Annotated in this window: 24 protein-coding genes, 1 tRNA gene and 1 riboswitch; of the genes, 17 read left to right on the top strand and 8 right to left on the bottom strand. The window is 65.7% G+C overall.

Annotated elements, in window-relative coordinates; translation table 11 throughout:
- Positions 1–21: 21 nt before the first annotated feature.
- Complete coding sequence (gene ppdK / locus ACODS4_RS00125) at positions 22–2,715, top strand: pyruvate, phosphate dikinase (protein ID WP_488859563.1); 2,694 nt, start codon at positions 22–24, stop codon at positions 2,713–2,715.
- 70 nt (positions 2,716–2,785) lie between these two features.
- Here ppdK and ACODS4_RS00120 read toward each other — a convergent pair whose 3' ends face one another.
- The gene (locus ACODS4_RS00120) at positions 2,786–3,544 is read right to left on the bottom strand and encodes a substrate-binding periplasmic protein (protein WP_488859561.1); all 759 of its coding nucleotides are present in this window, start codon (positions 3,542–3,544) and stop codon (positions 2,786–2,788) included.
- A gap of 316 nt (positions 3,545–3,860) precedes the next feature.
- Between ACODS4_RS00120 and ACODS4_RS00115 the strand changes: the two genes are divergently transcribed.
- From ACODS4_RS00115 to ACODS4_RS00095, 5 genes are all read left to right on the top strand, one after another.
- A complete protein-coding gene (locus ACODS4_RS00115; RefSeq protein WP_488859559.1) occupies positions 3,861–4,955 on the top strand; it encodes a serine hydrolase domain-containing protein in 1,095 nt (364 codons plus the stop codon).
- Between the two features lie 138 nt (positions 4,956–5,093).
- The gene (locus tag ACODS4_RS00110) at positions 5,094–6,821 is read left to right on the top strand and encodes a long-chain-fatty-acid--CoA ligase (protein ID WP_488859558.1); all 1,728 of its coding nucleotides are present in this window, start codon (positions 5,094–5,096) and stop codon (positions 6,819–6,821) included.
- A gap of 22 nt (positions 6,822–6,843) precedes the next feature.
- Entirely contained in the window at positions 6,844–7,146 is a 303-nt protein-coding gene (locus ACODS4_RS00105; RefSeq protein ID WP_488859556.1) for an acylphosphatase, read from the top strand.
- A gap of 74 nt (positions 7,147–7,220) precedes the next feature.
- The gene (locus tag ACODS4_RS00100) at positions 7,221–8,195 is read left to right on the top strand and encodes a hypothetical protein (RefSeq protein WP_488859554.1); all 975 of its coding nucleotides are present in this window, start codon (positions 7,221–7,223) and stop codon (positions 8,193–8,195) included.
- 184 nt (positions 8,196–8,379) lie between these two features.
- Positions 8,380–8,802, top strand: coding sequence for a hypothetical protein (locus ACODS4_RS00095; protein ID WP_488859552.1), 423 nt, complete (start codon positions 8,380–8,382; stop codon positions 8,800–8,802).
- Here the strand turns inward: ACODS4_RS00095 and lipB are convergent.
- On the bottom strand, positions 8,789–9,472 hold the full coding sequence (gene lipB / locus ACODS4_RS00090; protein WP_488860300.1) for a lipoyl(octanoyl) transferase LipB: 684 nt from the start codon (positions 9,470–9,472) through the stop codon (positions 8,789–8,791). The genes ACODS4_RS00095 and lipB overlap by 14 nt on opposite strands.
- Before the next feature lie 214 nt (positions 9,473–9,686).
- Here lipB and ACODS4_RS00085 point away from each other — a divergent pair.
- A tRNA-Leu gene (locus ACODS4_RS00085) sits at positions 9,687–9,771 on the top strand.
- A 127-nt stretch (positions 9,772–9,898) separates the two neighbouring features.
- Here the strand turns inward: ACODS4_RS00085 and ACODS4_RS00080 are convergent.
- From ACODS4_RS00080 to ACODS4_RS00070, 3 genes are all read right to left on the bottom strand, one after another.
- A complete protein-coding gene (locus ACODS4_RS00080) occupies positions 9,899–10,093 on the bottom strand; it encodes a hypothetical protein (RefSeq protein ID WP_488859550.1) in 195 nt (64 codons plus the stop codon).
- 249 nt (positions 10,094–10,342) lie between these two features.
- The gene (locus ACODS4_RS00075; RefSeq protein WP_488859548.1) at positions 10,343–10,645 is read right to left on the bottom strand and encodes an STAS domain-containing protein; all 303 of its coding nucleotides are present in this window, start codon (positions 10,643–10,645) and stop codon (positions 10,343–10,345) included.
- 120 nt (positions 10,646–10,765) lie between these two features.
- Positions 10,766–12,820: a methyl-accepting chemotaxis protein gene (locus tag ACODS4_RS00070; protein WP_488859546.1), complete on the bottom strand. Its 2,055-nt coding sequence runs from the start codon at positions 12,818–12,820 to the stop codon at positions 10,766–10,768.
- A gap of 333 nt (positions 12,821–13,153) precedes the next feature.
- Positions 13,154–13,254: riboswitch (TPP riboswitch) on the top strand.
- Here ACODS4_RS00070 and thiO point away from each other — a divergent pair.
- The 3 genes from thiO (at position 13,247) to ACODS4_RS00055 (ending at position 15,428) form a co-directional block, all read left to right on the top strand.
- Positions 13,247–14,401: a glycine oxidase ThiO gene (gene thiO, locus ACODS4_RS00065; RefSeq protein WP_488859544.1), complete on the top strand. Its 1,155-nt coding sequence runs from the start codon at positions 13,247–13,249 to the stop codon at positions 14,399–14,401. It overlaps the preceding riboswitch by 8 nt.
- Positions 14,398–14,613: a sulfur carrier protein ThiS gene (thiS, locus tag ACODS4_RS00060; RefSeq protein ID WP_488859542.1), complete on the top strand. Its 216-nt coding sequence runs from the start codon at positions 14,398–14,400 to the stop codon at positions 14,611–14,613. The genes thiO and thiS overlap by 4 nt, the downstream gene beginning before the upstream one ends.
- 14 nt (positions 14,614–14,627) lie before the next feature.
- Positions 14,628–15,428 (top strand): thiazole synthase, encoded by an 801-nt coding sequence (locus ACODS4_RS00055; protein WP_488859540.1) that lies wholly within the window; start codon positions 14,628–14,630, stop codon positions 15,426–15,428.
- 6 nt (positions 15,429–15,434) lie between these two features.
- Here ACODS4_RS00055 and ACODS4_RS00050 read toward each other — a convergent pair whose 3' ends face one another.
- Positions 15,435–16,598 (bottom strand): glycosyltransferase family 4 protein, encoded by a 1,164-nt coding sequence (locus tag ACODS4_RS00050; protein WP_488859538.1) that lies wholly within the window; start codon positions 16,596–16,598, stop codon positions 15,435–15,437.
- A 128-nt stretch (positions 16,599–16,726) separates the two neighbouring features.
- Here ACODS4_RS00050 and ACODS4_RS00045 point away from each other — a divergent pair, with 128 nt between their 5' ends.
- Positions 16,727–17,170: a PaaI family thioesterase gene (locus ACODS4_RS00045; protein WP_488859536.1), complete on the top strand. Its 444-nt coding sequence runs from the start codon at positions 16,727–16,729 to the stop codon at positions 17,168–17,170.
- Complete coding sequence (locus tag ACODS4_RS00040; RefSeq protein WP_488859534.1) at positions 17,167–17,664, top strand: hypothetical protein; 498 nt, start codon at positions 17,167–17,169, stop codon at positions 17,662–17,664. Before ACODS4_RS00045 ends, ACODS4_RS00040 begins: the two co-directional genes overlap by 4 nt.
- A 165-nt stretch (positions 17,665–17,829) precedes the next feature.
- Here ACODS4_RS00040 and ACODS4_RS00035 read toward each other — a convergent pair whose 3' ends face one another.
- On the bottom strand, positions 17,830–19,911 hold the full coding sequence (locus ACODS4_RS00035) for a hypothetical protein (protein ID WP_488859532.1): 2,082 nt from the start codon (positions 19,909–19,911) through the stop codon (positions 17,830–17,832).
- 217 nt (positions 19,912–20,128) lie between these two features.
- Here ACODS4_RS00035 and ACODS4_RS00030 point away from each other — a divergent pair, with 217 nt between their 5' ends.
- Positions 20,129–20,554: a RidA family protein gene (locus tag ACODS4_RS00030; protein WP_488859530.1), complete on the top strand. Its 426-nt coding sequence runs from the start codon at positions 20,129–20,131 to the stop codon at positions 20,552–20,554.
- Between the two features lie 194 nt (positions 20,555–20,748).
- On the opposite strand, the gene ACODS4_RS00025 is transcribed toward ACODS4_RS00030, so the two are convergent.
- A complete protein-coding gene (locus ACODS4_RS00025) occupies positions 20,749–20,934 on the bottom strand; it encodes a hypothetical protein (RefSeq protein ID WP_488859528.1) in 186 nt (61 codons plus the stop codon).
- Positions 20,935–21,187: 253 nt separating this feature from the next.
- Here ACODS4_RS00025 and ACODS4_RS00020 point away from each other — a divergent pair, with 253 nt between their 5' ends.
- The 4 genes from ACODS4_RS00020 to ACODS4_RS00005 all read left to right on the top strand — a co-directional run bounded on the left by ACODS4_RS00020 (position 21,188) and on the right by ACODS4_RS00005 (position 24,272).
- Positions 21,188–21,901: a response regulator gene (locus ACODS4_RS00020; protein WP_488859526.1), complete on the top strand. Its 714-nt coding sequence runs from the start codon at positions 21,188–21,190 to the stop codon at positions 21,899–21,901.
- Between the two features lie 129 nt (positions 21,902–22,030).
- Entirely contained in the window at positions 22,031–22,645 is a 615-nt protein-coding gene (locus ACODS4_RS00015; protein WP_488859524.1) for a 2-hydroxychromene-2-carboxylate isomerase, read from the top strand.
- Between the two features lie 141 nt (positions 22,646–22,786).
- A complete protein-coding gene (locus tag ACODS4_RS00010) occupies positions 22,787–23,785 on the top strand; it encodes an ion channel (RefSeq protein ID WP_488859522.1) in 999 nt (332 codons plus the stop codon).
- 58 nt (positions 23,786–23,843) lie between these two features.
- On the top strand, positions 23,844–24,272 hold the full coding sequence (locus ACODS4_RS00005) for a DUF1489 family protein (RefSeq protein WP_488859520.1): 429 nt from the start codon (positions 23,844–23,846) through the stop codon (positions 24,270–24,272).
- Positions 24,273–24,427 lie beyond the last annotated feature (155 nt).

Genomic DNA, 24,427 nt, shown 5'->3' with positions numbered 1-24,427 from the left:
GGGCGAGCGAGGATTTCTGCGATGGCGAGCCAGGGTGAGAGCAAGTGGGTCTACAGCTTCGGCGGCGGCGCCACCGAAGGACGGGCCGAGATGAAGAATCTGCTGGGCGGCAAGGGCGCCAACCTGGCGGAAATGGCCAATCTGGGCCTGCCGGTTCCCCCCGGCTTCACCATCACGACCGACCTGTGCACCTATTTTTACGCCAACGGTCGCGCCTATCCGCCGGAGCTGAAAACCCAGGTGGCCGACGCCATCGCCCGGTTGGAAAACGCGATGGACGCCAAATTCGGCGATCCGGCCAATCCGCTGCTGGTCTCGGTGCGGTCGGGCGCGCGGGCCTCGATGCCGGGCATGATGGACACGGTCCTCAACCTCGGCCTCAACGACGCCACGGCGCGCGGTCTGGCGCTGCGCTCGGGCGACGGGCGTTTCGCCTATGACAGCTACCGCCGCTTCATCCAGATGTACTCCAACGTCGTTCTGGACGTGGAGCATCACCATTTCGAGGACATCCTCGACGGTCACAAGCGCGACAAGAACTACAGCCTCGACACCGATCTGAGCGCCGCCGACTGGCAGGCCGTGATCGAGGATTACAAGAAGGCGGTCGAACGCGAACTCGGCACGCCCTTCCCGCAGGACGTCCAGGAACAATTGTGGGGCGCGGTGGGCGCGGTGTTCGGTTCGTGGATGAACGCGCGGGCCATCACCTACCGCCGCCTGCACGACATCCCGGCGAGCTGGGGCACCGCCGTCAACGTGCAATGCATGGTGTTCGGCAACATGGGCGAAGATTGCGCCACCGGCGTGGCCTTCACCCGCAACCCGTCCACCGGCGAGAACGCCTTTTACGGCGAATATCTGGTCAACGCCCAGGGCGAGGACGTGGTGGCCGGCATCCGCACGCCGCAGCATCTAACCGTCGCGGGCAAGATCGCCAACAAGTCCGACCTCCCCGCCATGGAAGAGGTGATGCCGGAGGTGTTCAACCAGCTCAACGAGGTTCGCCTCAAGCTGGAACTGCATTACCGCGACATGCAGGACATCGAATTCACGGTCCAGCAGAACAAGCTGTTCATGCTGCAAACCCGCAACGGCAAGCGCACCGCGCCAGCGGCGCTGAAGATCGCCGTCGATCTCGCCAACGAGGGCGTCATCGACAAGAACGAGGCGGTCAAGCGCATCGATCCGGCCTCGCTCGACCAGTTGCTCCACCCGACGCTCGACCCCAAGGCCGACCGCAAGGTGATCGCCAAGGGCCTGCCCGCCTCGCCGGGCGCGGCGTCGGGCAAGGTGGTGTTCAACGCCGACGAGGCCGAACAGATGGCCGCCGTGGGCGATTCGGTCATCCTCTGCCGCATCGAAACCTCGCCGGAAGACATCCACGGCATGCACGCGGCGCGCGGCATCCTGACCAGCCGGGGCGGCATGACCAGCCACGCGGCGGTCGTGGCGCGCGGCATGGGCCGGGCCTGCGTGTCGGGCGCCGGCGAGTTGCGGATCGACTACAAGACCAAGCAGATGTCGGTGCGCGGCGTCACCATCAAGGACGGCGACGTCGTCACCATCGACGGTTCGACCGGCGAGGTGATGCTGGGCGAAGTGCCGACGATCCAGCCGGAATTGTCGGGCGATTTCGCCACGCTGATGGGCTGGGCCGACAGCATCCGCCGCATGAAGATCCGCACCAACGCCGAAACCCCGCTGGACGCCCGCACCGCGCGCAAGTTCGGGGCCGAGGGCATCGGTCTGTGCCGGACCGAGCACATGTTCTTCGATCCGGCCCGCATCCTGGCCGTGCGCGAAATGATCCTGGCGGAAAGCGAAGAGGGCCGCCGCACGGCGCTGGCCAAGCTGGAGCCGTTCCAGAAGCGGGATTTCGTCGATCTCTTCACGATCATGGCCGGGCTGCCGGTGACGATCCGCCTGCTCGACCCGCCGCTGCACGAGTTCCTGCCCAACACGGACGAGGACATGGCGGAAGTCGCCAAGGCCACCGGCACGGATCCGCTGCGGGTGCGCCATCGCGTGACGCAACTGCACGAAGCCAACCCGATGCTGGGTCATCGCGGCTGCCGTCTCGGCATCTCCTACCCGGAGATTTACGAGATGCAGGCCCGCGCCATCTTCGCCGCCGCCGCCGAGGTTTCCAAGACCAGCGGTTCGACGGTGATTCCGGAGGTGATGATCCCGCTGGTCATGACCAAGAAGGAGTTCGACATCCTGAAGGCGGTGATCGACAAGGCCGCCGTCGAGGTCAAGGCCTCGACCGGCCAGGAGATCGAATATCTGGTCGGCACGATGATCGAGTTGCCGCGCGCCGCCCTGCGGGCTGGCGACATCGCGGAGGCGGCGGAGTTCTTCTCCTTCGGCACCAACGATCTGACGCAGACCACCTTCGGCCTGTCGCGCGACGACGCGGGCAATTTCCTGCCGGATTATCAGCGCCAGGGCATCCTGGAGCATGACCCGTTCCAAACGCTCGACACCGTCGGCGTGGGCGAGTTGATCGGTCTTGCCGCTGAGCGTGGTCGGGCGACCCGCCCAACCATCAAGCTGGGCATCTGCGGCGAGCATGGCGGCGATCCGGCGTCGATCACCTTCTGCGAGTCGATTGGGCTGGATTACGTGTCCTGCTCACCCTATCGCGTGCCGATCGCTCGTCTCGCCGCAGCGCAAGCGGCGCTGAACAGCGACACGGTCAAGCGGGACTGACGGCGCGCCCAAAGGCCAAGGGGTGGGGTTTCCGCTCCTTGGCCTTGCGTCGCCGTCAAGGGGGCTGGCGTCAGCTTGTCGCCAGACCGTGTTTCATCAAAATGGCTTTTTCCGTGCCGTCGGCGCGGATGGCGCGCAAGCCGTCGTTGAAATCCGCCAGGATCTTTTCCCAATCGGGACGGACGCGCGACACGCAATTGTAAAATTTCCCTGACATCAACGGCGCGCCCAGCGGCTGAACCTTGCCTTGATCGGCGGGGTGTTTCTTGCTCAACAGAACTTCGACCAACTCCCGTTTTTCGACGAACAGATCAATTTTTCCGGCGATGAGTTTCAGCAGATTGATCTCGCCGTTGTTCGCGTATTCGATGTTGAGGGTCGGCAGACGGGCGTTGAACTCGTCGTTGACCACCGAGTTGCGGACGAAACCGATGGTCAAATTCTTGACGTCGTCCAGGCTGTTGTAGGGGATGACGGCGTCGGCCCGTTTCCAAAAATAAACCTCCACTGAGCCGATCTGCTCGGTGTAGGCGATCAGCTTGGCGCGTTCCGAGGTGAAATAAGCGGCCATCAGCACGTCGTAATGGCCCTTGATCGTCCCATCCAAGGCCCTGGCCCAGGGAACGAAGGAAAACTCGACCTGATACCCGGCGCGCTGGAACGCGGCCTGCGTGATGTCGACGAGGTAGCCGCCTTCCTTTTCCTGGTCTGTGGCGATGCGCAGGACGGCGGTTTGCGCCTGAGCCGTCGGGATCGACAGCCCAGACGGGCCGAACAACGCAGCGCAGCAGACACCGAACAGCGCCAAAAAGGCTTTGATTTGGAGCACGATAAGCCTCCTTGTATTCCCTTGGAATAGCTTGGAGTTCTGTGTGTTTGTGCGGCGCGGCGTAATTTGTGGAAGCTCCACTCATTTGTTGCGCCAACAAAACAATGGTCCGTCACTATGAGCTTAATTTTCATCCGATCAACATCGGTTTCTCCCTTATTATGATGGTCGGCTCCAAAGACGTGGCCGGTCGGCGAGGCCGGAGATTTTTGAGTTTGGTTAACGTCCCCCTTGCGCGCGCCCCCAATGGGAGCGCACCCACTGTTTCTGGGCTGAAATTTCCTCATTCTTAGCGTCACGGCTGTGGATGCGATGGATGATGGGAAAGGAACAGGCGATGGCCAACGCGTTGGACGATCCAGCCCGGATGGCGGTGTTGATCGACACGCTGCAAGGCCTGTTGAACGAGGATGCGGCCTCCACGGCGGGAATGGCGAGCGGTGGCGGGACAGCCCGCGTGGCGGTGATTTCGATTCACACCGGCGCGCGCAGTTGGACCGTCGGGCTGGCTCGTCGCGGAGAGGCGGCGATCCGACCGTCGCCCGACGTTCGGGGGCTGGTTTACAGCCTGACCAAAAGCATGATGGCCGCCGCCGTGTTGCGTTTGGCGGCGCGCGGCGTGGTCGATCTCGACGGCCCGGCGGAGGTTTGGTTGCCGGAGCTGGCCGACCGACCGGAGTCGGTGACGGTGGCGCGGATCCTTGGGCATCGTGCCGGGCTGCCCGATTACGGCGGGCGGCGGGACTATCACGCGGCGGTGGCGGCTGGCCAGGCGCCGTGGAGCGAGGCGGAGTTTCTCGCCCGTTGCGGGGTCGTCGGGCCGCCCATCGGCGCCTTCGCCTATTCCAACATCGGCTATCTGCTGATCCGTCGTCTTCTGACGCGGGCGGGCGGCGCGCCCTTTGACGCGGTGCTGCGGCAAGAGGTGTTCGGACCGCTGGGTCTGACCTCGGCCAATGTGGCGGAGCGGGCGAAGGATCTCGACGGCTTGCTGTTTGGTCCGAGTTCGGTCTTTGGCGAATCCCCGGTCGCCGAACCTTACCATCCCGGTTGGGTGGCCCATGGCGTGGTCGCCATGACGGCGCAGGACGCCGCCCGCTTTGTCCATGGCCTGTCCAACCCCGATTATCTGCCCGATTCGCTGTCGCGACGGATGCGCGCGGGCCTGCCGGTCAACGCGCCGATGGGCGGTCGGCCCTGGGTCGAACCGTCCTATGGGCTGGGCTTGATGGTGGAGTTGGATCCACAGGCGGGGAGTTCCTGGGGGCACACCGGCGGCGGTCCGGGCATCACCCCGGCAGCCTATCATTTTCCTGGTCCGCAACCCTTGTCGGTCGCCGTCTTCACCGATGGCGAGGACGCGGCGCTGGCCGAATGGATGGCGGTGGAGACGGCGCAGCGCCTGCGCTGACCTTTTCCTTCCCTTGTCCGTGGCGTTCCCATCACCATCTGCAAGTCAAACGGGACAGGCCTGCCCTATAGGGTATAGGATTGCCGCAACGGCCGTCTGAGAATGGCCCCCGAAAAACGCAGATGGGAGTGAACGCGCATGGGCGACGCGGCCAAGCTTGCAACCGATTTTCCGTGGTTGGCCTCCTACCCGCCGGGGGTGGATTGGGCGATGCCGATTCCGGCCCTGCCGCTGCCCTCGTTGATCGACGACGCGGTGGCCCGCCACGCCGACCAGACCTGTGTGAATTTTCTGGGCAAAAAATACAGCTACCGCGCCATCGGCCAATTGGTGGACAAGGCGGCGCGCGGTTTCCAGGCGGCGGGCGTCGTCAAGGGAACGCGGGTCGGGCTGTTTCTGCCCAACACGCCCTATTACGTGATTTGCTTCTTCGGCATCTTGAAGGCCGGGGGCGTGGTGGTGAATTTCAACCCGCTCTACGCCGAGCGCGAGTTGATCCACCAGATCAACGACAGCGACATCAGCCTGATGGTGACGCTGGATTTGAAGCTGCTGCACGACAAGATGGCGCGGATGCTGACGGAAACGCGGCTGAAGCGGCTGGTCATTTGCAAGATGGCCGACATCCTGCCCTTCCCGAAGAACTGGCTGTTTCCCATCGCCAAACGGGCGGAGATCGCGGCGATTCCCAACGACGACCGCCATCTGCCCTTCGCCAAGCTGATCGACAATGACGGACGACCGACCCCGGTCGCCATCGACGCGCGCGAGGATGTGGCGGTGCTGCAATACACCGGCGGCACCACCGGCGTGCCGAAGGGAGCGATGCTGACCCACGCCAACCTCTACGCCAACACGGTGCAGTGCGCCGTCTGGTACAAGGCGCGGGCCTGCCGCCCGAACGATCCCGACGAGGCGGACAAGCTGCTGGGCGTGCTGCCGCTGTTCCATGTCTTCGCCATGACCACGGTGATGAATTTCGGCCTGCACATCGGCGCGGAAATCGTCCTGCTGCCGCGTTTCGAGTTGGACCAGGTGATGGAGACGCTGGCCAAGGAGCGGATCACCCTGTTCCCCGCCGTGCCGACCATCTACACCGCGATCAACCATCACAAGCGGCTGGCCGAGTATGATCTGTCGTCGATCCGCTTCTGCATGTCCGGCGGCGCCCCGCTGCCGCTGGAGGTGAAGGAGGCGTTCGAGCGGACCACCGGCTGCACGCTGGTCGAGGGCTACGGCCTGTCGGAATCCTCGCCGGTCGCCACCGTCAATCCGGCGGTGCTGCACCCGACCAAGAAGGGATCCATCGGCCTGCCGCTGCCCGGCACGGTGATCGAGATCGTCAGCCTGGACGAACCGCGCCGCGTCCTGCCCATCGGCGAAAAGGGCGAGGTCTGCATCCGTGGTCCGCAGGTGATGAAGGGCTATTGGCGCAAGCCGAAGGAAACGGCGCAAACCCTGATCGACGGGCGGCTGCACACCGGCGACGTCGGCGTCATGGACGAAGACGGCTTCACCACCATTGTGGACCGCATCAAGGACATGATCCTGTGCAGCGGCTTCAACGTCTACCCGCGCAATGTGGAGGAGGCGATCTATCTGCACCCGGCCGTCGCCGAATGCGTGGTGGCGGGCGTCCCCGACGAGTATCGCGGCCAGACGGTGAAGGCCTATGTCCGTGTCGATGACGGCCAGAGCCTGACGGCGGACGCGCTGATCGACTTCCTGAAGGACAAGCTGTCGCCGATTGAAATGCCCAAACAGGTGGAGTTCCGCGACGAGCTGCCGAAAACCATGATCGGCAAACTGTCGCGCAAAGCCTTGCTGGACGAGGAGGAGCGCAAGCGGGTAGAGGCTTCCGCGTAACGGCGGAGCGGCAGGGGCGACGATGACGGACGCAATGATGGACGAAGCGCGCAAGGCGGTGTTGGCCCGGATCAGCGGGCGGGTGCAAGGCGTGTGGTATCGTGGTTGGACGGTGGAGACGGCCCGCGCGCTCGGCCTGTCGGGCTGGGTGCGCAACCGGGCCGACGGCTCGGTCGAGGCGCTGTTCGCCGGGCCGGAGGACGCGGTGGACCGCATGCTGTCGGCCTGCCAAGGCGGCCCGCCGTCGGCGCGGGTCAGCGGCGTGACGGTCTCGGCGGCGGATGATCCGGGGCCGGGCGGATTCGAGCAGCGGGCGACGGCGTAAGCCCGCATTAGGACTCCGCTAACCGTGCCGGTCGCACGATCAAGCGAAGCAACGCGTCAAGGTGGGAGGCGCTCGTGGTCGGGTCGGACATCGGCAGTTTGAAAACCATGCTGTCCAACGCCTTCACCAAGGCGGCGGAGGCGCGCGACAAGGCCAACGGCAAGACCGGCGACGCCAGCGCGAAAAAGGCTGACGCCGCCCAGCCGAAGGATCCTTCCGACCCCGCTTTCCTGCTCAGCGCCAGTCTGGAGGATTTGACCAAGCCCTTGCGCGGGTTGGCCGACGGGGCCGGGGCCAACGCCCAGGCCGGGGTCGCCCAGGCCGACGACGCGCTCAGCCAGTTGGACGGCCTGAAGGAGTACAACGACGCCTTCGCCGACCAGCTCGATCAGGTCATGCAGGCCATGGGCGAGGATTTGGGCCGCATGCTCAAAGCCTTCGGCATGGACGACGACAAGATCGACGAGGCGGTGAAGGGCTTCACCGGAAAATTCGACGACAAGGAGCGCAAGGCCGCCTTCAACGGCATGGACCAGCCGTCGGGCGCGGCGCAGCCGGTCGCGGTGTCGAACGCTGAACAGCGCACGATGACCGGCGTGTCGGTCGAGGCCGCCAACATTGATTTGACGCTGGAGCAGGGCGGCAAGACGCTGTCGATCAGCTTCGACCGCGCCAAGCTGTCGATGGCGCGGACGTCCGACAGCGCCTACGCCGTGACCGACGGCAAGACGGCGATCTCTGGGGCGGAACGCTCGACCACGGCGCTGAACGCCCAGTCGGAAGGGCTGACGATCAAGGCCGACGGTTTCAGCCAGGACGAGTTGGACAAGATCATGGGCGCCTTGCAAAAGGGCATGACCAGCGCGCCCAGCGGGTTGCAAGGGGGCGCCACCCTGACTCCCCAGAACGCGCCCAAGGATGGCGAGCCGCTGCGGCTGTCGCTGGACCTGAAAGGGGTTCTGACCGCCGCCTTCGGCGAAAAGGGAAGCAAGGCGGCGGCGGTCATGGGCAAAGAGATTCAGAAGCAGGGGTTCGATGTGCGGATTTGATCGCGTTTCTCGGATTTCTCCCTCTCCCCTCCGGGGAGAGGGGCGGGGTGAGGGGGATGCGCGGCGAGGATGGTTCGGCAAGCGGAACCCCCTCACCCTAACCCTCTCCCCGGGGGGGAGAGGGGATTGGGCGGCGGCGGCGGTCGCGGTTCTTCTCGCTCTGCCCGGTCCCGCGCTGGCCGGGATGATGGAGCGCACCGAGCCGGGGCACCTGTCGCCGGTGCCGCCGGGACAGGATTTGCCGATAGCCCCGCCGATGGTGCAGTTCCCGATGCCGCCGCAATGGGTGACGATCCGCTCCAACGAGGATTGGCGCAAGGCGGGAAAATTCGAGAAAGAGCTGAGCAAGGATTGCGCCGCCCGCCGCTTCCGCGAGATCACGCCGATGCGCTTCCGGGCCTATTTCAAGGGCGAGGTGCTGAGCGTCGCCTTCGGGCACGGGTTGAACCTCTACGATCCGCAGAAGAAAGCCGACCGCAAGCTGATCTACCTGTTCCACGAAGGCGATTCGACCGCCTGCACCATTCAGACGATCACCAACCAGGACGCCCGCCTCCTGAACAACGCCCAGCCCGCCAAGACGGGTGGCGGCGTCAAGAAGCCGTAACCTCCTCCTCCGCGTTCTCCTCGCCGCGCATCGGCCCGCCGAAGACGGTGGGCCACGCCGCGATCAACGCCGAATCGACGTCCTCCAGCGTCACCGGATGGCCCAGCGCGACCATCGACGTCACGCCATGTTCGTTGATGCCGCAAGGAACGATGCCGCCGAAATGGCTGAGATCCGGCTCCACATTGATGGCGATTCCGTGGAAGCTGACCCAGCGGCGGACCCGCACGCCGATGGCGGCGATCTTGTCCTCCTGCCCCCGGACGCCGCCATAGGGGGCCTTGTCCACCCAGATGCCGACGCGCCCCTCCCGCCGCTCGCCCTTGATGGTGAAGGAGGCCAGCGTCTGGATGATCCATTCCTCCAGATCGCGGACATAGGCGCGGATGTCGCCGCCGCGCGCCTTGAGGTCGAGCATCACATAGGCCACGCGCTGGCCCGGCCCGTGATAGGTGAATTGGCCGCCGCGCCCGCTGCGGTAGACCGGGAAGCGGTCGGCGTCGAGCAGATCCGCGTCCCGCGCGCTGGTCCCGGCGGTGTAGAGCGGCGGGTGTTCCAGCAGCCAGACCAGTTCCGGGGCGGTTCCGGCGCGGATCGCCTCGACCCGCTCCTCCATCGCCGCCATCGCCTCGGGGTAGGGGACCGGCTCGTCGGAGACGCGCCATTCGATTGGCGGGCGGGCAGCCGTCTCGGAACGGGTGGGGGCTGGCTGGCTGGCGGCGGCGGGGCCGGGGGCGGGCGGGGTGGTCATCGGGAAAAAACAGCCCTTTGTCGATTTTCTTCGGGAAGAGTGATTGTAACGCTTGATCGCGCTTCGGGAAGCTGATATCTACCCGCTCCACCCGATGAGGCGCGCAAGCGCACCTCGGGTCTACCAGCCTCGTGCGGTCGTGGCGGAATTGGTAGACGCGCAGCGTTGAGGTCGCTGTGGGGCAACCCGTGGAAGTTCGAGTCTTCTCGACCGCACCACTCTCTCCGGCGACGGAGATGGTGACAGGCACAGCAAGCAGGATGCGATAGGGCGACAACGACCGGCTCAGCCGGTCGGCCCCTTCTCCCTCAAAAACCTCCCCTTTTTCAGCAAGGTTGCAAAGCGTTAAAACAAGACGATCGCGTCTTCGTCGGTTGCGCCGAAGACGGCCTCTCGGTTGCCTTGGACGTCCAGAACCTCGACGACGACGTCCTGCTTGCAGTCGTCAAAAATTGTTTGGGCGAGATCGAACAGCGGGCTTTTCAGCGTCGATGGGCGGCGGACATGCTCTGGTCCGCAGGGCGAGATGGTCACTTTCATGGCCGGGCCTCGTTCTGTCTGGTTTCTTGCGCTCTCCCTCCATTTTGTAAAGTTTCCGCGTTGCGGCATTATTTCATAAGAAAAAATTGATTCATCAAGATGTGACAGGTTTGTGCTGCCCACAAACGCCAAATCAACTTAATTTTCTCCACATCCTGAAGTCTTTCTGCTTTAAGGGTGCGGTGGTGGGTCTTTTGATGAATTTGGTTTTGTTGTCGGTTTCTTTTTCGCGCGTCAAATCCTGACCGTTCACCGAAACTCAATGTAGGGATCCAGAGCGGCGCGGCGCAGCGCCTTGACGATGTGGGGCGGCGCGCCGATGGCGAGGATGTGGCCGTTGGCGTCGCGGCAACGGTTGGCCAGAATGAACAGCATGCCGATGGCCGCCGAATCGATGAAGGTGGCGAAGCGCAAATCCAGCGGCACGATGGGGGCGGCGGCGAAGTCCCATTCGGTCAGCATGGCGTTGAAACGCGACGCGTCTTCATAGGTGCAGCGCCCCGACAGCAAAATGCCGTCCTGCCCGTTCACGGTGGTGAAGGCGTACTCCATGCGCACATCCTGATCGTTTGTGGACTTTCCTCCACGCCAAGGGAGCATGAAGCGCCGCTGACGCGCAAGGGGGGGCTGCGGACGCGTCCAGCCCCCCTTGCGATGCGCGGGTGGGGGGCGTCACCCGGCGGCCTGATCCAGGCTTTTCAGTCGGCTGACATACTCGTTGATTTCAGTCATTCGGCGGGCGTGCTGGTCCAAATTGCCCAACCGGCTTTCAATCGCGGCCTGCGCGGCGGTCACTTCCGCGATCACGGCGTGGATGCTGTCGAGAAGCGTGGCGGCGTTGTGCGCGGCGGCGTCCATTCGGTCGCCGGTCTCGTTCAGCTTGCCGCCGACCTGCCCAACCGACGCGACGACCTGATTGATGGCGCGGCGGGTGTCGCCCAAGGTCTGCTTGGTGTCGTTCGCCAGCTTGCGCACCTCCGACGCCACCACGGCGAATCCGCGCCCGGCGTCGCCCGCGCGGGCGGCCTCGATGGTGGCGTTCAGCGCCAGCAGGTTGGTTTGTCCGGCGATGCCGTCGATCACGCCCAACACGCCTTCGATCCCCCTCACCACGCTGGTCAATTGGGTGAATTCTCGCAACAGCTCCTCTTTGCGTTCGGCGTGTCCGTTGAAGGACGCCGCGTGATGGTCCAGCGTCTTTTGGATCGCGTTCATTGAGGCGCCGATGCGGTTGGCGTAGCCGGCGGTTTCCTGAACCCCGCTGTTCAAGCTGACCAACGCTTCCAGATAGCCGCGCATCCGTTCGATGATGCTGTTGCGGATGCGGCTGAGCAACTCCAGGCGGTTGTAACGGGCGGTGATGAAGGAGCTGTGGAATTTGGCGTAATGGACCGGAAAGCGGTCAACGAGGTCGTCGGAAAAAGCCGTCCCTTCGGGCGTCTCGAAGAACATCAGGGCCGACAAGGTCTGATTGACGTTGATGCCGAACAACTCGCCGAAGGTGGAGAACCCGGCCACCGTCATGCCGTCGAACGCTCGGATCCGCGACAGGGAGTCCCCGTTGTTCAGGCGCCGCAGAATGCAGTCGTTGAGCAGGACGCCGACCGGCTTCGGTTTGCCCCGCAGATAGGCGGCGAGATCGTTTTCCGTTTGCTGCGCGAAATCGGTGGCTTCCACCAGGTGCAGATTGTCGCCAGCGTTCACGTCGCAATAGAAGGTCGCCTCGCCCTTGTCGACATCGAACCCGGCGACCGAACGGACATAAAGTTCATTGTCCAACTGGATGGCGAAAGTGTGGTTGGCCAAACGGGTTGGCAAGTCTTGTGGACGGCAACGGAGCGTGTTGGCCAAGGCGTCGGTGAAGCGGATCACCTCGAAGCTCTCGGTGTCGATGACGCTGCGCACGACGCGGCGGATCGGGTCGGCGTCGACGACGGCGAAGGAGGTTTGGGTCGGGCGGAAATTCTGGCTTTTGAACACGCCATACCGCATGCCCGGCGCGACCTTCATAAACAGGACGATGGCGGCGTTTTCCAGCACCCGTTCCCCATCGAACAAATGGGTGTGACGGAAATCGAACGTGCCGCCCGCCGACCCGCCGATGAACAGGCAAGGGAAGCGGTCAGAGCGATAGACCGCCTCCATCAGCGAGCTTTCGCTGGCCGACAGCCCATCAATGAAGGTCAGGGCCACCGTGTCGTGGCTGTCGATCAGGAAGGGCGCGCGGATGCCGTCCAACGCGCGCTGGATGGCGTCCACCCGCTCAGCGGGCGTTCGGCGCAGCGTTCCACCGCGAATATCCTCGCTGTTCAAAGGGACGACGTGAAGACTGAGTCCGCTGAACAGGCGGGGGCTGAAGGCTTGGAGAACCACGCGGTCCCAGCGATCCCCGGTTGGGCAGTAAAGCGGCTGGCCGGTCGCCGCGCACAGTTCGCCTGCGGTGGAGACGAGCAGGAGCTTGGCGTCCGCCGGAAGTCCGGTTTTGATCGCCCGTGCGACCGCCGCGAAATCAACGTGGGGTGAGATGAAACCGACGACCAGCGCCGGGGATCCCGCCGCAAAATTGAGCGCGGCCAGCGCCTCGCGACTGATCGCCTGGGCCGACAGGGACAGGGTGCGGATCGGCGGTTCGGCGCTTGCGGCGGCGGAGGGCGCCGTCATGGCCGATGTCGTCGGGTTGGAGACGGCGGCGCCGTTTTGGGGGGCGGCGCGGAAGATGTTCAGCATGGTGTGGCTCTCTTGCCCGACGTCAACGCTGAACCCTGTTTCAGGATGTGAAGCCGTCTTCAGGCGTGACGATGATGGGACGCTGACCGGTGTTTTGATTGCTGATGCTACGAGTTAAGAGAAATTTTGTTATAGGGGAAACCCCCAATCCATCGCTCTCTTTCGTATAAGGGAGCGGTGATCGCGCCAGAAAAACACCCTATGCGTGTTGTTTACGCATGCAAGGCGGCTCTGTGCGGATGAAGCTGTGCGGTTGCGCAAGATTTGAGGGTTTATGCCGCGACGCGGCGTTCTTTTTGCTTGCGAAGCAGGCGGGGTTTTGGGATGTCTTGAGCCTGTGGCTTGGGGTGCCGGGGCGATTTGACGCACGGCTGAGATCAGACCCATCGAACCTGTCTGGGTAATGCCAGCGAAGGGAGCCGTTGCATGGTTCATGCGCGTGGGATCCGTTTGCCGTCCGTCGCCATTTTGGGGGCGGGCTGCGTTGGTTTGTCGATCGCCTGGCGGCTGGCCGCCGCAGGCTGCTCGGTCGATGTCTTTGATCCGGGGGAGGCTGGGCGCGGCGCCACCCACGCGGCGGGCGGGATGCTGGCGGCCTGCGTCGAAAGCGAACCCGGCGAAGAAAGCCTGTTGCCGCTGACCCGCGCCTCGCAAGCCCTGTGGCCCGCCTTCGCGCAAGAGCTGGAGGCGGCGAGCGGCCTGTCGGTGGATCGGCGGACGGAAGGCACCATGGTCATCGCGCTGACCGCCGACGACGCGGCCAAGGTCCGTTTTCTCCACGCCTTTCAACGCGATCTTGGCCTGCCGGTAGACTGGCTGAGCGGGGCGGAGGTTCGTCGCCGCGAACCCTATCTGCAACCCGGCGTGGTCGGCGCGCTCTTTTGCGCGGAAGACCATCAGGTGGACAACCGCAAGCTGGCGGCGGCGCTGCTGCGCGCGGCGCGGGGGGCTGGCGCGCGGGTGCATGAGCGCTGCGCCACGCCGTCTCTGCTGGTCGATGGCGGTCGGGCGATGGGCGTCCAGGTCGGCGACGTCCGCGTGTCGGCGGATCGCGTGGTGCTGGCGGCGGGGGCGTGGTCGGGTGGAGTGGCCGGTCTGCCGCCGTCGGCGAAGCCGCCGGTGCGCCCGATCAAGGGGCAGATGATGTGCCTGCGCATGGACCCGGCGGCCCCGCTGCTGCGCCATGTGGTGTGGACGCCCGGCACCTATCTGATTCCGCGCCTGGACGGCCGTCTGCTGATCGGCGCGACGACGGAGGAGCGCGGCTTCGACGACCGGCTGACGGCGGGCGGGCAACTCGCCCTGCTGGACGGGGCGTGGCGGGCGCTGCCCGGAATCGCCGAATTGCCCATCGAGGAAAGCTGGGTCGGCTTCCGTCCGGGCAGCCGCGACGACGCGCCCTTGCTGGGGGAAACGGCGGTGGAGGGGTTGATCCACGCCACCGGCCACCACCGCAACGGCATCCTGCTGACCCCCGTCACCGCCGACGGAATCGCCCGGCTGGTTTTGACCGGCGAGACCGATCCGCTGATCCGTCCCTTCGCCGCCGACCGTTTCGCGACCAAGGGAGCCGCCGCATGACCAGCCCCGCGACCATCCGCGTCAACGGACAAGACGAGCCGCTGGCCGCCGTCACCCTGGCCGATCTGCTGGCCGGGCGCGGCGTCACCGAGGCCACGCGCGGCGTCGCCGTCGCCCTGAACGGCGCGGTCGTGCCGCGCCGCCGCTGGCCCGACACCGCGCTGGCCACCGGCGATTTCCTGGACATTGTCCGCCCGATCCAGGGCGGTTGAGGATTCAAACGCTCATGACCACGGCTTTTTCCCAAGACGACGCCCTGACCATTGCCGGGCGGTCCTTCGGCTCGCGCCTGTTTCTCGGCACGGCGGGCTATCCCAACCAGCGGGTGATGCTCGACGCGCTGGCGGCGAGCGGAACCGAGCTTGCCACCGTCGCCATCCGCCGCATCAGCCTGGACGGCTATTCGGAAAGTCTGGTCGATGTGCTGGCCCAGGCGTCGGGCGGGCGGATCCATCTGCTGCCCAACACGGCGGGCTGCCTGACCGCGCGCGAGGCGGTGTTGACCGCGCAGTTGTCGCGCGAGGCGCTGGACACCCCCTGGATCAAGCTGGAGGTCATCGGCGACCGCGATCTGCTCTATCCCGACGTCGAGGAGCTGTTGCGCGCGACCGAGGAGTTGGTGAATGACGGCTTCGTCGTGCTGCCCTATTGCAACGACGATCCCGTGACCTGCCGCAAGCTGGCCGATCTGGGGGCGGCGGCGGTGATGCCGCTGGGCGCCTACATCGGTTCGGGCCAGGGGATTCGCAACCCCCACGCCATCGAGACGATTTGCGCCCGCAGCCCGGTGCCGGTGGTGCTCGACGCCGGAATCGGCACGGCGTCCGACGCGGCGCTGGCGATGGAGCTTGGCTGTTCGGCGGTGCTGCTGAACACGGCTGTGTCGAAGGCGCGCGACCCGGCGCGGATGGCGGCGGCGATGCGCGACGCGGTGGCGGCGGGGCGCGCCGCCCATCAGGCCGGGCGGATGCCCGTCCGCGCCTTCGCCGAACCCTCCAGCCCGCAGCTTGGCCTGATCGGCGGCTGACGGGATTCAGGGCTGCGGCATCGCCTGCGCCAGCCAGTCGAGCCATTGTTGGGCGCGGATCGACCAGACGCCGTTGCTCAGCACATGGTCGATCTGTCGGCGCTGGTGGGCGTCGAAGGACTCCGGGTTGTCGCGCCCGTTGGTCAGCAGCCAGACCATCATCTGGGCGAAATGTTCGGCGTGGATCCGCTTGTCGGCGTCCGGCTTCATCAGGACGCCGAAGCCGCTCAAGGTTTCCGGCAAGGCTCCCAGATCGCTGCTGGCGACGAAGCATCCGGCGCTCAACGCCTCATACGCGGCGATGCAGAAGGTTTCCTCGAACGTGTTGGGGTAGGCCAGCGCGCAGACCTCGCGCATCGCCTCGGCCAGACGGGGTTGCGGCAGGGGGCCGACATACTCCACCCCCTCCGTTCGGCGGGCCTGCGCGTAGAAGACGCCAAAGGGGTCTTGGTCGTCCGGCACCTGATACAGCGCCATGCTGGAGTAAATCCGCAGGCGGACGTTGGGAACGCTCTCGCGGATGCGGGGAAAGGCGCCCAGAAGCACGTCCAGCCCCCGGAAGGGCGTGCTGGTGTAGGCCAGAACCGGCGCGGCGAAGCGGGCGCTGAGCGGCGGCGATCCGGCCTGGGCCGACGCCTCGAAGGCGGGGGCGATGGCGTAGGGCAGGATGGTGGTGCGCTCCGCCGGAACGCCGAAGGCGGCGGCGTAGGCGTCGGCCTGGAAGCGGCTGACAAAGACGAAGCCGTCCCACAGGGCGCGGAAATCCGCGTCGGCCAGCATGGCGGCGGTCGGCTGGTCGCTCATATGGCCGGTCCAATAGACCAGAAACGGGCGGGGGGCGGGCGTGTCGCGCCACAGCGTGACGAAGCCAGCGGAACAGCCGCCCGACACCACCACCACGTCCTGGTCGCTCACCCCCGTTTGAAACAGCTCGGCGATGGGCCGGGCGGCGACGCCCCGGTCGCTGGTCGGCTCGGCGACGCCATTGTAGAGGGTGACGGCGCAGCCACGCCGCGCCATCTCTTCGGCCAGATAGCAGGTGGCGGATTGGGTGCCGCCGATTGGGCGGCTGTAGGCGGTGTTGACGGAATAGCCCATTCCCATGAAATCGAGAATCGCGATGCGCAAAACCGGCCCCTCGTCAACGGTGTGGCGGGCATCATCCGGCATGGCGGGCGCGCAATCAAAGATTTCCTTGGATCGCCCCCACCACAGACGCGGATGTCAGGCGCGGCTTGATCCCGGCGGTTGGTTGTCGCAGGCTGTCGCCCGATCATTCCCCTGGCGGAGACCGACTCGTGACCACCCGTTTTGAACCGCGCGATCCCGATTGGAAGGCGCGCTGCCTCGCTTCGTTCGACAAGCAGCCGATCTGCAAGACGCTGGGCATTGAATTGACGGCGGTGGAGCCGGGCTTTTGCGAAATGCGGCTGCCCTTTCGCGACGATCTGACCCAGCAGCACGGGTTTTTCCACGCGGGCATGGTGGCGACGCTGGCCGACAACGCCGGGGGCTACGCCGCCTACAGCCTGATGCCCGCCGGGGCCGAGGTTCTGGCGGTCGAGTTCAAGATCAACCTGATGTCCCCGGCCAAGGGAGACGTCATGATCGCCCGTGGCCGCGTGGTGAAGTCGGGCCGCACGCTGGTCATCACCCAGGTTGAGATCTCGATGCTCGACGGCGGGGTGGAAAAGGACTGCGCGCTGATGCAGCAGACCACCTTCTGCCAGATGCCGAAATGACCGCTCGCCCAACCCTGCTGAAAGGCTTCGCCATGCTGCCGCCGCGTTTTTCCGCCGTCGCGCTCGCCGCTTTGTCGGCGCTGTTGGGGGTTGGCGTCGCCGCCCCGGCCCAGGCCAAGGAGCCGCCCGCCTGCGCGGCGATCTCCTTCCGCACCATCGTTCCGGGCGGGCCGGACGGGGTGCAGGACGCCGGTCTCTACAAATCCCGCTTCGCCAAGATCGAGATCAAGGCCGACGTCAAGGGCGGCTTGGGAACCAACTATTACATGGTGGTGAACGGCGTCCGGGTGGACGGCCCGGCGACCCCGCCCAAGCTGGCGGCGTCCTGCCTGACCGCCAAGAACGTCAAGACGCCGTTCGCCAAGCAACCGGCCGGAACCTGCGTCGGCGACCGTTTCCGCGTGGTGATCGATCGGTCGAGCGGCAAGCCGGTGGCCGCCTTCTTCGGTTTGCAAAACGACGCCTGGAGCTATTGCAGCGCCACGATGCTGTAACCGGCGGCGTCGAAGCCTTTTCCCCCTCCCTAACCCTCCCCCGCTTGCCAGCGGGAGAGGGAACTCCGCCGAACGCCGACAAAGCTCCAGCCCCCTCTCCCGCAACGCGGGGGAGGGATGGGGAGGGGGAAGCGTGGCGCGAACCGTCACACCCTCGTCATGGAGTCACAACGCCAACCCGCGAATGCGTTCGCGCAGGCTGGCGCGGGCGGTTTCGGCCTCGGCGCGGGCGGCGGTCAGGTCGCGGGACAGCGTGTCCAGGCGGGTTTCCGCGTCGCCCATCTTCGCCAGCGTGCGCTTGTGCAGGTCGCTGCCGGTGGGCAGGGCGGCGAGGTTGGCGCGCAGGCGCTCCTGTTCGGCGACGCGCTCCCGCTGATCCCGTTCAATGTCGGCGATGCGGCGTTCCTTCTCGGCGACGGCGGCGCGCAGGCTCGCCAGCTTGAGCAGGGCGTCGCGCAGAGCGGCGGGCAACTCCTGCGACGCGGCCTGAATCGACAATTGGTCGGCGGACAGGTCGGTCAGCAGGATTCGCTCCTGGCGCGGGCGCTCCAGGCTGGCGGCCAGCGTCACCGTCTTTCCGGCGGGAACCGGCAGAGTCAAGCGGTAGGCGTTGGCCGTCGCCTCGACGGTTGGCTCCTTGGGTTCGACCAGCGTCCAACCGGGACGGCGCGGGTGCTCGATCACCAGATTGCGGTCGCCGTCGCGGGCGCCCGCCACCGTGTAGGTCGTCGTTTGCCGGTCGCTGACGGTCAGCAACAACGCGCCGTCGGCGATGCTGGCGCGGGTCAGGCGGCGGCTGGGCTGTTCGGCCCGGTCGATGGTGACGGCGGAATCGACGGCGAAGGACAGCAGGCGGCTTTCGCCAACCGGCAGCGTCGCCATCCGGGCGTCGCCGACATGGGTCGAGGCGTTGTTCACCGTTTCATAAAAGGTCAGCAGGCCGGGAGGCAGCGCCGTGCCCGAATCGTTGCGCAGCCGCAGCGCGGCCAGCGGGTGGCGCGGCTGGGCGTTCGGTTGGTAGAGCGCGATTCGTTCGGTCGGCAGGGCGCGGGCGATGATCGGCATCATCAGGGTGCCGCCATTGGCCAGACTGACCGGCTGCGGGTAACGGAACAGCACTTGCGTGCTGGTGTCGGCGGCGCTGGCCTCGGCGCTGTGCATGGCGGCGGCCTGTGGAGGGGGCGGGGGTGGAGCGGCGTCGGCGAAGGGGGCGGATTTCGCCATCGGGGCGGCCATCGGGGCGGGGGCCATGGCGGCGGCGCGGGGGGGAGCGGCTTCCGCCATGCCGCGCGTCTGGGCCAGCGCGACGCCGCCCTCGTCGCTGGCAGGCAGCACCCGGCCCAGAACCTCCACCGGGACTTCGGGGCGCTCGACAAAGTAAGGGGTGTAGAGCGCTTGACGCAGCGTCACCGGGTTGCCCGACACGACGCTCAGATCGACGTCCCGCCAATCCTCGCCGCTGAGATTTTCCAAAACCGCCCAGCCTTGCAGCGCGCCGCCGGGTTGTCCGTTGGCGTTGGAACCACCGGCGGGCAGGCTCAAGCGGTAGGTGGCCTTCCACAACGGGGTGGCGGCGACGAAGGCGACGCGGACGGTCCGTTCGGCCTTGGCGCCGTTGGCGAGGCTGCGCACGCTCAACCGCCGCCGTTCGCGCCGGGCGTTGTCGGCGATGGCCGATAGGGCGGCGTCCACCTGCGCCCGCACGCGCGGATCGGTGAAGCGCAGGCCGTCGGCGTCTTCCAAAATCAGTTGGCGGACGCCCTCGGCGGTCATCAGGCTGACGCGGTGGCGGGTGGTGGTTCCGGCGCCGTTGGCGGCTTGCGTCGTCTCTTCCGTGACCGACAGCACCCGCCCGGTCAAGGCCCGCGCCCCGTCGGTTTCCACCTCCGCCCCCTTCAGCGCGGTCAGCAGCGCGGCGGGGGAGCCAAGATCGTCGGAGGAAAAGGGCAATTCGCGGAAGGCGGCGTCAAGCGGTTCGGCCCCCGGCAGCCCGATGGTTCCGACGCCGCCTTGATCGTCGTAGACGACGATGCTTTTCAACACGTCGTCCACCTGGTCGCGCCGCACCTCCAGCGACAGCGTGGCGTCGCCGGTGACGCGCGCCTCATACTCGAAGGCGCCGACGCCCCCGGTGGACAGTTGCACCCGCTTCAAGACCAAAGCGCTCTGTGGCATGGCGTTCTGGGCCATGACCGGAGCGACGGTCAACAGCGCGGCGGCGGAGGCGAGCAGGGCGGGGCGGTTCATCGGGGGCTTTCCTGTCCATGACGCGATTTGCGCCAAGGTTAAACGGACATTGGGGCGGGAATGGGGAAGATCGGCGGCAAAGGAGGCGGATGTTGCGGGTGGTCCCGATGGGACGGCGGGCGGCTCTGTGCCATGCTGGGTGGCTTGGCGCGTGTTTGGTTCAGCGCGCCGGAACGCGCTTTGCTTTTGTTTCCGCCTTCAGTCAAGGATGCCGGTCATGACCTCGTTCGCCGCAATCGCCCGTCCGGTCACGGCTCCGCCGTCAGGACGCCGTCTCATCGCCTCCGGCTCGGAGTTCGAGCGGGTTGCGGGCTTTTCCCGCGCGGTGGTTCAGGATGGCTGGGTGTTCGTGTCGGGAACCACCGGGTTCGATTACGCGGCCGGCTCCATCGCCGAAGATGTCGAGCAGCAGACGCATCAAGCCTTTCACAACATCGCGGCGGCGCTGGCCGAGGCGGGGGCCGGGTTGGCCGATGTGGTGCGCGTACGGGTTCATCTGACCGACGCGTCGGATTTTCCCGTGGTGGGGCCGTTGCTGAACGCTTATTTCGCCGACAACCGTCCGGCGAACACGACGGTGATTTCCGGCCTGATCGACCCGCGCATGAAGATCGACATCGAGGTGACGGCCCGTTTGCCGTAAGGCGCGCGCCCGCGAGTCAGGCCGGATCGGGCAGCCATCGGTTCATCATCGCGCTCCACAGCGCCGTGGGTTGGGGCGTGTGCGGCGGTGTGGCGTGGAATGTCGCGCCAGCGGAGCTGGGGCGGCAATGAGCGTGGCGTCCGCCGGTATCCTGTGGGCCGCGCCTTGCGGATTCGGCGTGGGCGTTTCCCATGTCAGCGGTCGCCGTCCATCAAGCGCGCCGAGTCGAGATGACGGCGGGCTTCTCCCAGCAAAACCCGGTGCTGCGCCAGCGTTTCGCGCGTTGATCCATGCTGGCCGTAAACCCGCACCTCGTTCAACAGCCGGTCCGCCTGATCGAGCAAGGCAAGACGCTTCAGGCAATGATCGGTGATCGACATGACGCCCATTTCCTTTGTTGTCTTGCGAGAGATTTGACGCCGCATCGCCCGCCAAAGCCATTTTTATAATGGTGGATTTAAACCATCGCGTGTGTCTTGTTGATGTCAGGGGTGGGATGTTTTGATTTCGCCCACCGAATCCGTCGTTTCAACGGATTCATCAAGCGTTGCGCGAATCGGCGGGTGTTACCGAGTTGTAACGCATTGCGCGACGTTCACGCGTGGGCTAAGAAGAGCGTGGGAGGTAACGCGCATGCACATTCTCGCGGTCGATGATGACGAGCCGATCAGGGAGCTGTTGGCCTCCTATCTGACGGCGGAAGGGTATCGCGTCACGACGGCGCACGACACGGCGGCCGCCAAGCTGGCGCTCGACGGCGATCCGATTGATCTGGTGGTGTGCGACCTGCGCCTTCCCGACGGCGACGGGCTGGGGCTTGTGCGCCAGATCCGCAGCGAAACGCAAATTCCCGTCATCATTCTGTCGTCCAAGGACCAGGATGTTGACCGCATCGTCGGGCTGGAGCTGGGGGCCGACGATTACCTGACCAAGCCCTTCAACCCGCGCGAACTGCTCGCCCGCATCAAGGCGGTGCTCCGCCGGGTGTCCGGCGAAGGCCGCCCGCCGCGCGGCGCGGACGAACTGCGCGCGGTGGTTCAGTTCGCCAGTTGGGAATTGGACCTGACGGCGCAACGTCTGCGCGGCCAGGAAGGGCGCGAGGTCGAATTGACCAAGGCCGAATTCGGTCTGTTGGCGGCCTTCGTCAAGCGGCCTCAACGCGTGCTGACCCGCGATCAGCTTCTCGATCTGACGCGCGCCGACGGGGCCGAGGTGTTTGATCGCTCCATCGACGTGCTGATCCTGCGCCTGCGCCGCAAGATCGAAGCGAACCCGAAAGAGCCGCGCATCATCAAGACCGAGCGCGGCGCCGGTTACGTGTTCGACGCCAAGGTTCGGGCGATCTGATTCGGCGCGGATCGGGGGATCCCGTCCCCCGGTTCAATCGGTTCGTCGGTCGCGCGGGAGCGGTCGCGCTGGACGGCCTCCCCCCGCGCGCGTTAACCTTTCGGTAAAACCAGCCGGGAGGATGCGCGCGTGTCGGACCCCATCGATTTCTATTTTGATTTCGCGTCTCCCTACGGCTATTTCGCCAGCCTGCGTATCGACGCGCTGGCGGCGGCGCATGGCCGCAGCGTCACCTGGCGCCCCATTCTGTTGGGGGCGATTTTCAAAGTGACGGGGATGAAGCCGAATCTGGAGCAACCCCTGCGCGGCGAATATCTGACCCACGATGTCGGGCGCATCGCCCGCTTGACCGGCGCGCCCTTCACCTTTCCCGATTCCGCGCCGGTCAACGGAGTGGCCGCCTCGCGGGCCTTTTACTGGCTGACCGACGCCCATCCGGAACAGGCCAAGCTGTTGGCCCGCGCCCTCTACCACGCGCATTTCGGCGAAGGGCGCGACATTGGTCCGGCGGATGTCGTGGCGGAGATCGCGGAACAGACGCTGGGCGGCCTGGGCTATGACCGCGCCGCCGTTCGGACCGCGCTGGGCGACCAGACGGTGAAGGATCGTTTGCGCGGCGAAACCGAACAGGCGGTGGCGCGCGGCGTCTTCGGCTCTCCCTTCGTTCTGGTCGATGAAGAACCCTTTTGGGGATGGGACCGACTCGACATGCTCGACCGCTGGCTGTCCAGCGGCGGCTGGTGAGGCGGGAGCGTGCGAATTCATCGCGGACGGGCCGGAAAAGCTTGATGCTTGAACAAGCCAAGCGGTTATAAAACAGGTCTATGCCGTTCGTTGGCTTTTCATGCGAACGCCCTCAGACCCCGCTTGGGCTTGCCGCCGCTTATGGATCAAATCGTTCCCGACCGCCGTCCGCGTCCTTCTGGCAGCCACCCATCGCCTGCGGCGCATGGCGGGCGGCCTGGTTGGCGGCCATCTTGGCTGGGCGGGGCGCTGCTGACGGCGCTGCTGCTGGGGTTGATCGCTCTGTCGATCCGGTCGGTGTCGGGCGATCTGACCTTCGTGTTGCTGGGATCGGTCGGCTTGGTGGTCGGGGCCTTCCACTACCTGTTTCCCGGCAGTCAGTTTTTCACGCTGGCGCTGACCAACTTCATCGGCGTGTACGCCTGCATCTTCGTTTTTTTCCTGGAAAGCAACTTTCACACCATCACCCCATTGATTCAGGGGGTGGCCTTCGTCTTGCCGCTGGTGGCCTTTTTGGGCGGGGCGTGGTGGCGGGCGGACGACATCCGGCGCATCGTCATGTCGCGGCGGCTGCGCGACGGCGGCCATTTCGACCGCATCTTTTTGTGGATGGCCCCGGTTTGGGGCATCGGCGCGTTGACCTTCCTTGTGCCGGGGCATGACGTGGCGCCAGACACGCTCAGCGTGATCTTTCTGCTGTCCATGTTGGCCATCGCCGGAGTCGTCGCCTTCGTCGCTCGCGACATCGCGATTTTCCTGCTCGACGCCGGGCTGCTGTTCGAGGGGTTCTTCCAACAGGCGGCGCGGCTGGTGCTGCCCGCCTTCGCTTTTCTGACTTTCTATTCGCTGAGCATCATCATGTTTGGCGCCATCTACACCATCATGGACCGTTTCATGGTGGAGCCGAACTTCGTCATCGAAGGCGTGCGCCGGGATCTGACCTTTTCCGAAGGGCTGTATTTCTCCATCGTGACCTTCGCCACCGTCGGCTATGGCGACATCCACCCGGTGTCCGGGGCGGTGCGTCTGGTCTGCGGCGTGGAGATCGTGATGGGTGTGCTGCTGATGCTGTTCGGCTTCAGCGCCATTGTCGGCCACGCCAAGCCCGCCGATCACCGCGACCGGAACGATCCGCTGTAACGCATCGGGCATACCGCGCTATGGTCGGGGACCGACCGATCAACCAGCGCGACCGACCATGCCCCTGCACCTCATCAAGCTTTCCGTTGGCGTCCGCGACCTCGACCATCTGGCGGAGCTGCAAGACCGCCGCGCGGTGATGGTCAACGGACAGCCGCGCGTTCCCGTCCACACCCGCAGCCAGCCTAAACGCGCCGACGAGATTTTGGACGGCGGCTCGCTCTATTGGGTCATCAAGGGCAACGTCGCCGCGCGTCAGCGGGTGCTGGCCATCGAGACCGGCGTGGACGCGGAGGGCGCAAGCTTCTGCCTGTTCCAACTCGACGGCTTGCGGGTTCCGACCGTGCCGACGCCCCACCGCCCCTTTCAAGGCTGGCGTTACCTCGCGCCCGAGGCCGCGCCGCGCGATCTGGCTGACGCGGGCGGGGTGGGGGAGCCGCTGCCCGCCCATCTGGCGGCGGAGTTGCGGGCTTTGGGGCTTCTATAATCAGCGTATCGGACGACTTTCCGCTAAGTCCTTGGATTCATAAAAACTGCGAAAAAAGTAAGCGGAAGAGCAAAAAAGAGGTTGCGCGGTTTGGGGTAAGGCCACTATAACCCGCTCCACCGACGGGGCGGCGCTTCACGAAGCGGCGCGGCGGC

This window comes from Azospirillum sp. FG154 (genome assembly GCF_057809575.1).
Note: the sequence above shows the minus strand (reverse complement) of the source record. Positions and strands in the feature narration are given on the sequence as shown.

What these genes read in the sequence shown, in the direction of transcription:
- ppdK (WP_488859563.1), top strand. Translation starts at nt 22, where the DNA reads ATGGCGAGCCAGGGTGAGAGCAAGTGGGTCTACAGCTTCGGCGGCGGC.
- ACODS4_RS00115 (WP_488859559.1), top strand. Translation starts at nt 3,861, where the DNA reads ATGATGGGAAAGGAACAGGCGATGGCCAACGCGTTGGACGATCCAGCC.
- ACODS4_RS00110 (WP_488859558.1), top strand. Translation starts at nt 5,094, where the DNA reads ATGGGCGACGCGGCCAAGCTTGCAACCGATTTTCCGTGGTTGGCCTCC.
- ACODS4_RS00105 (WP_488859556.1), top strand. Translation starts at nt 6,844, where the DNA reads ATGACGGACGCAATGATGGACGAAGCGCGCAAGGCGGTGTTGGCCCGG.
- ACODS4_RS00095 (WP_488859552.1), top strand. Translation starts at nt 8,380, where the DNA reads ATGATGGAGCGCACCGAGCCGGGGCACCTGTCGCCGGTGCCGCCGGGA.
- ACODS4_RS00080 (WP_488859550.1), bottom strand. Translation starts at nt 10,093, where the DNA reads ATGAAAGTGACCATCTCGCCCTGCGGACCAGAGCATGTCCGCCGCCCA.
- ACODS4_RS00075 (WP_488859548.1), bottom strand. Translation starts at nt 10,645, where the DNA reads ATGGAGTACGCCTTCACCACCGTGAACGGGCAGGACGGCATTTTGCTG.
- ACODS4_RS00070 (WP_488859546.1), bottom strand. Translation starts at nt 12,820, where the DNA reads ATGCTGAACATCTTCCGCGCCGCCCCCCAAAACGGCGCCGCCGTCTCC.
- thiO (WP_488859544.1), top strand. Translation starts at nt 13,247, where the DNA reads ATGGTTCATGCGCGTGGGATCCGTTTGCCGTCCGTCGCCATTTTGGGG.
- thiS (WP_488859542.1), top strand. Translation starts at nt 14,398, where the DNA reads ATGACCAGCCCCGCGACCATCCGCGTCAACGGACAAGACGAGCCGCTG.
- ACODS4_RS00055 (WP_488859540.1), top strand. Translation starts at nt 14,628, where the DNA reads ATGACCACGGCTTTTTCCCAAGACGACGCCCTGACCATTGCCGGGCGG.
- ACODS4_RS00050 (WP_488859538.1), bottom strand. Translation starts at nt 16,598, where the DNA reads ATGCCGGATGATGCCCGCCACACCGTTGACGAGGGGCCGGTTTTGCGC.
- ACODS4_RS00040 (WP_488859534.1), top strand. Translation starts at nt 17,167, where the DNA reads ATGACCGCTCGCCCAACCCTGCTGAAAGGCTTCGCCATGCTGCCGCCG.
- ACODS4_RS00035 (WP_488859532.1), bottom strand. Translation starts at nt 19,911, where the DNA reads ATGAACCGCCCCGCCCTGCTCGCCTCCGCCGCCGCGCTGTTGACCGTC.
- ACODS4_RS00030 (WP_488859530.1), top strand. Translation starts at nt 20,129, where the DNA reads ATGACCTCGTTCGCCGCAATCGCCCGTCCGGTCACGGCTCCGCCGTCA.
- ACODS4_RS00025 (WP_488859528.1), bottom strand. Translation starts at nt 20,934, where the DNA reads ATGTCGATCACCGATCATTGCCTGAAGCGTCTTGCCTTGCTCGATCAG.
- ACODS4_RS00020 (WP_488859526.1), top strand. Translation starts at nt 21,188, where the DNA reads ATGCACATTCTCGCGGTCGATGATGACGAGCCGATCAGGGAGCTGTTG.
- ACODS4_RS00010 (WP_488859522.1), top strand. Translation starts at nt 22,787, where the DNA reads ATGGATCAAATCGTTCCCGACCGCCGTCCGCGTCCTTCTGGCAGCCAC.
- ACODS4_RS00005 (WP_488859520.1), top strand. Translation starts at nt 23,844, where the DNA reads ATGCCCCTGCACCTCATCAAGCTTTCCGTTGGCGTCCGCGACCTCGAC.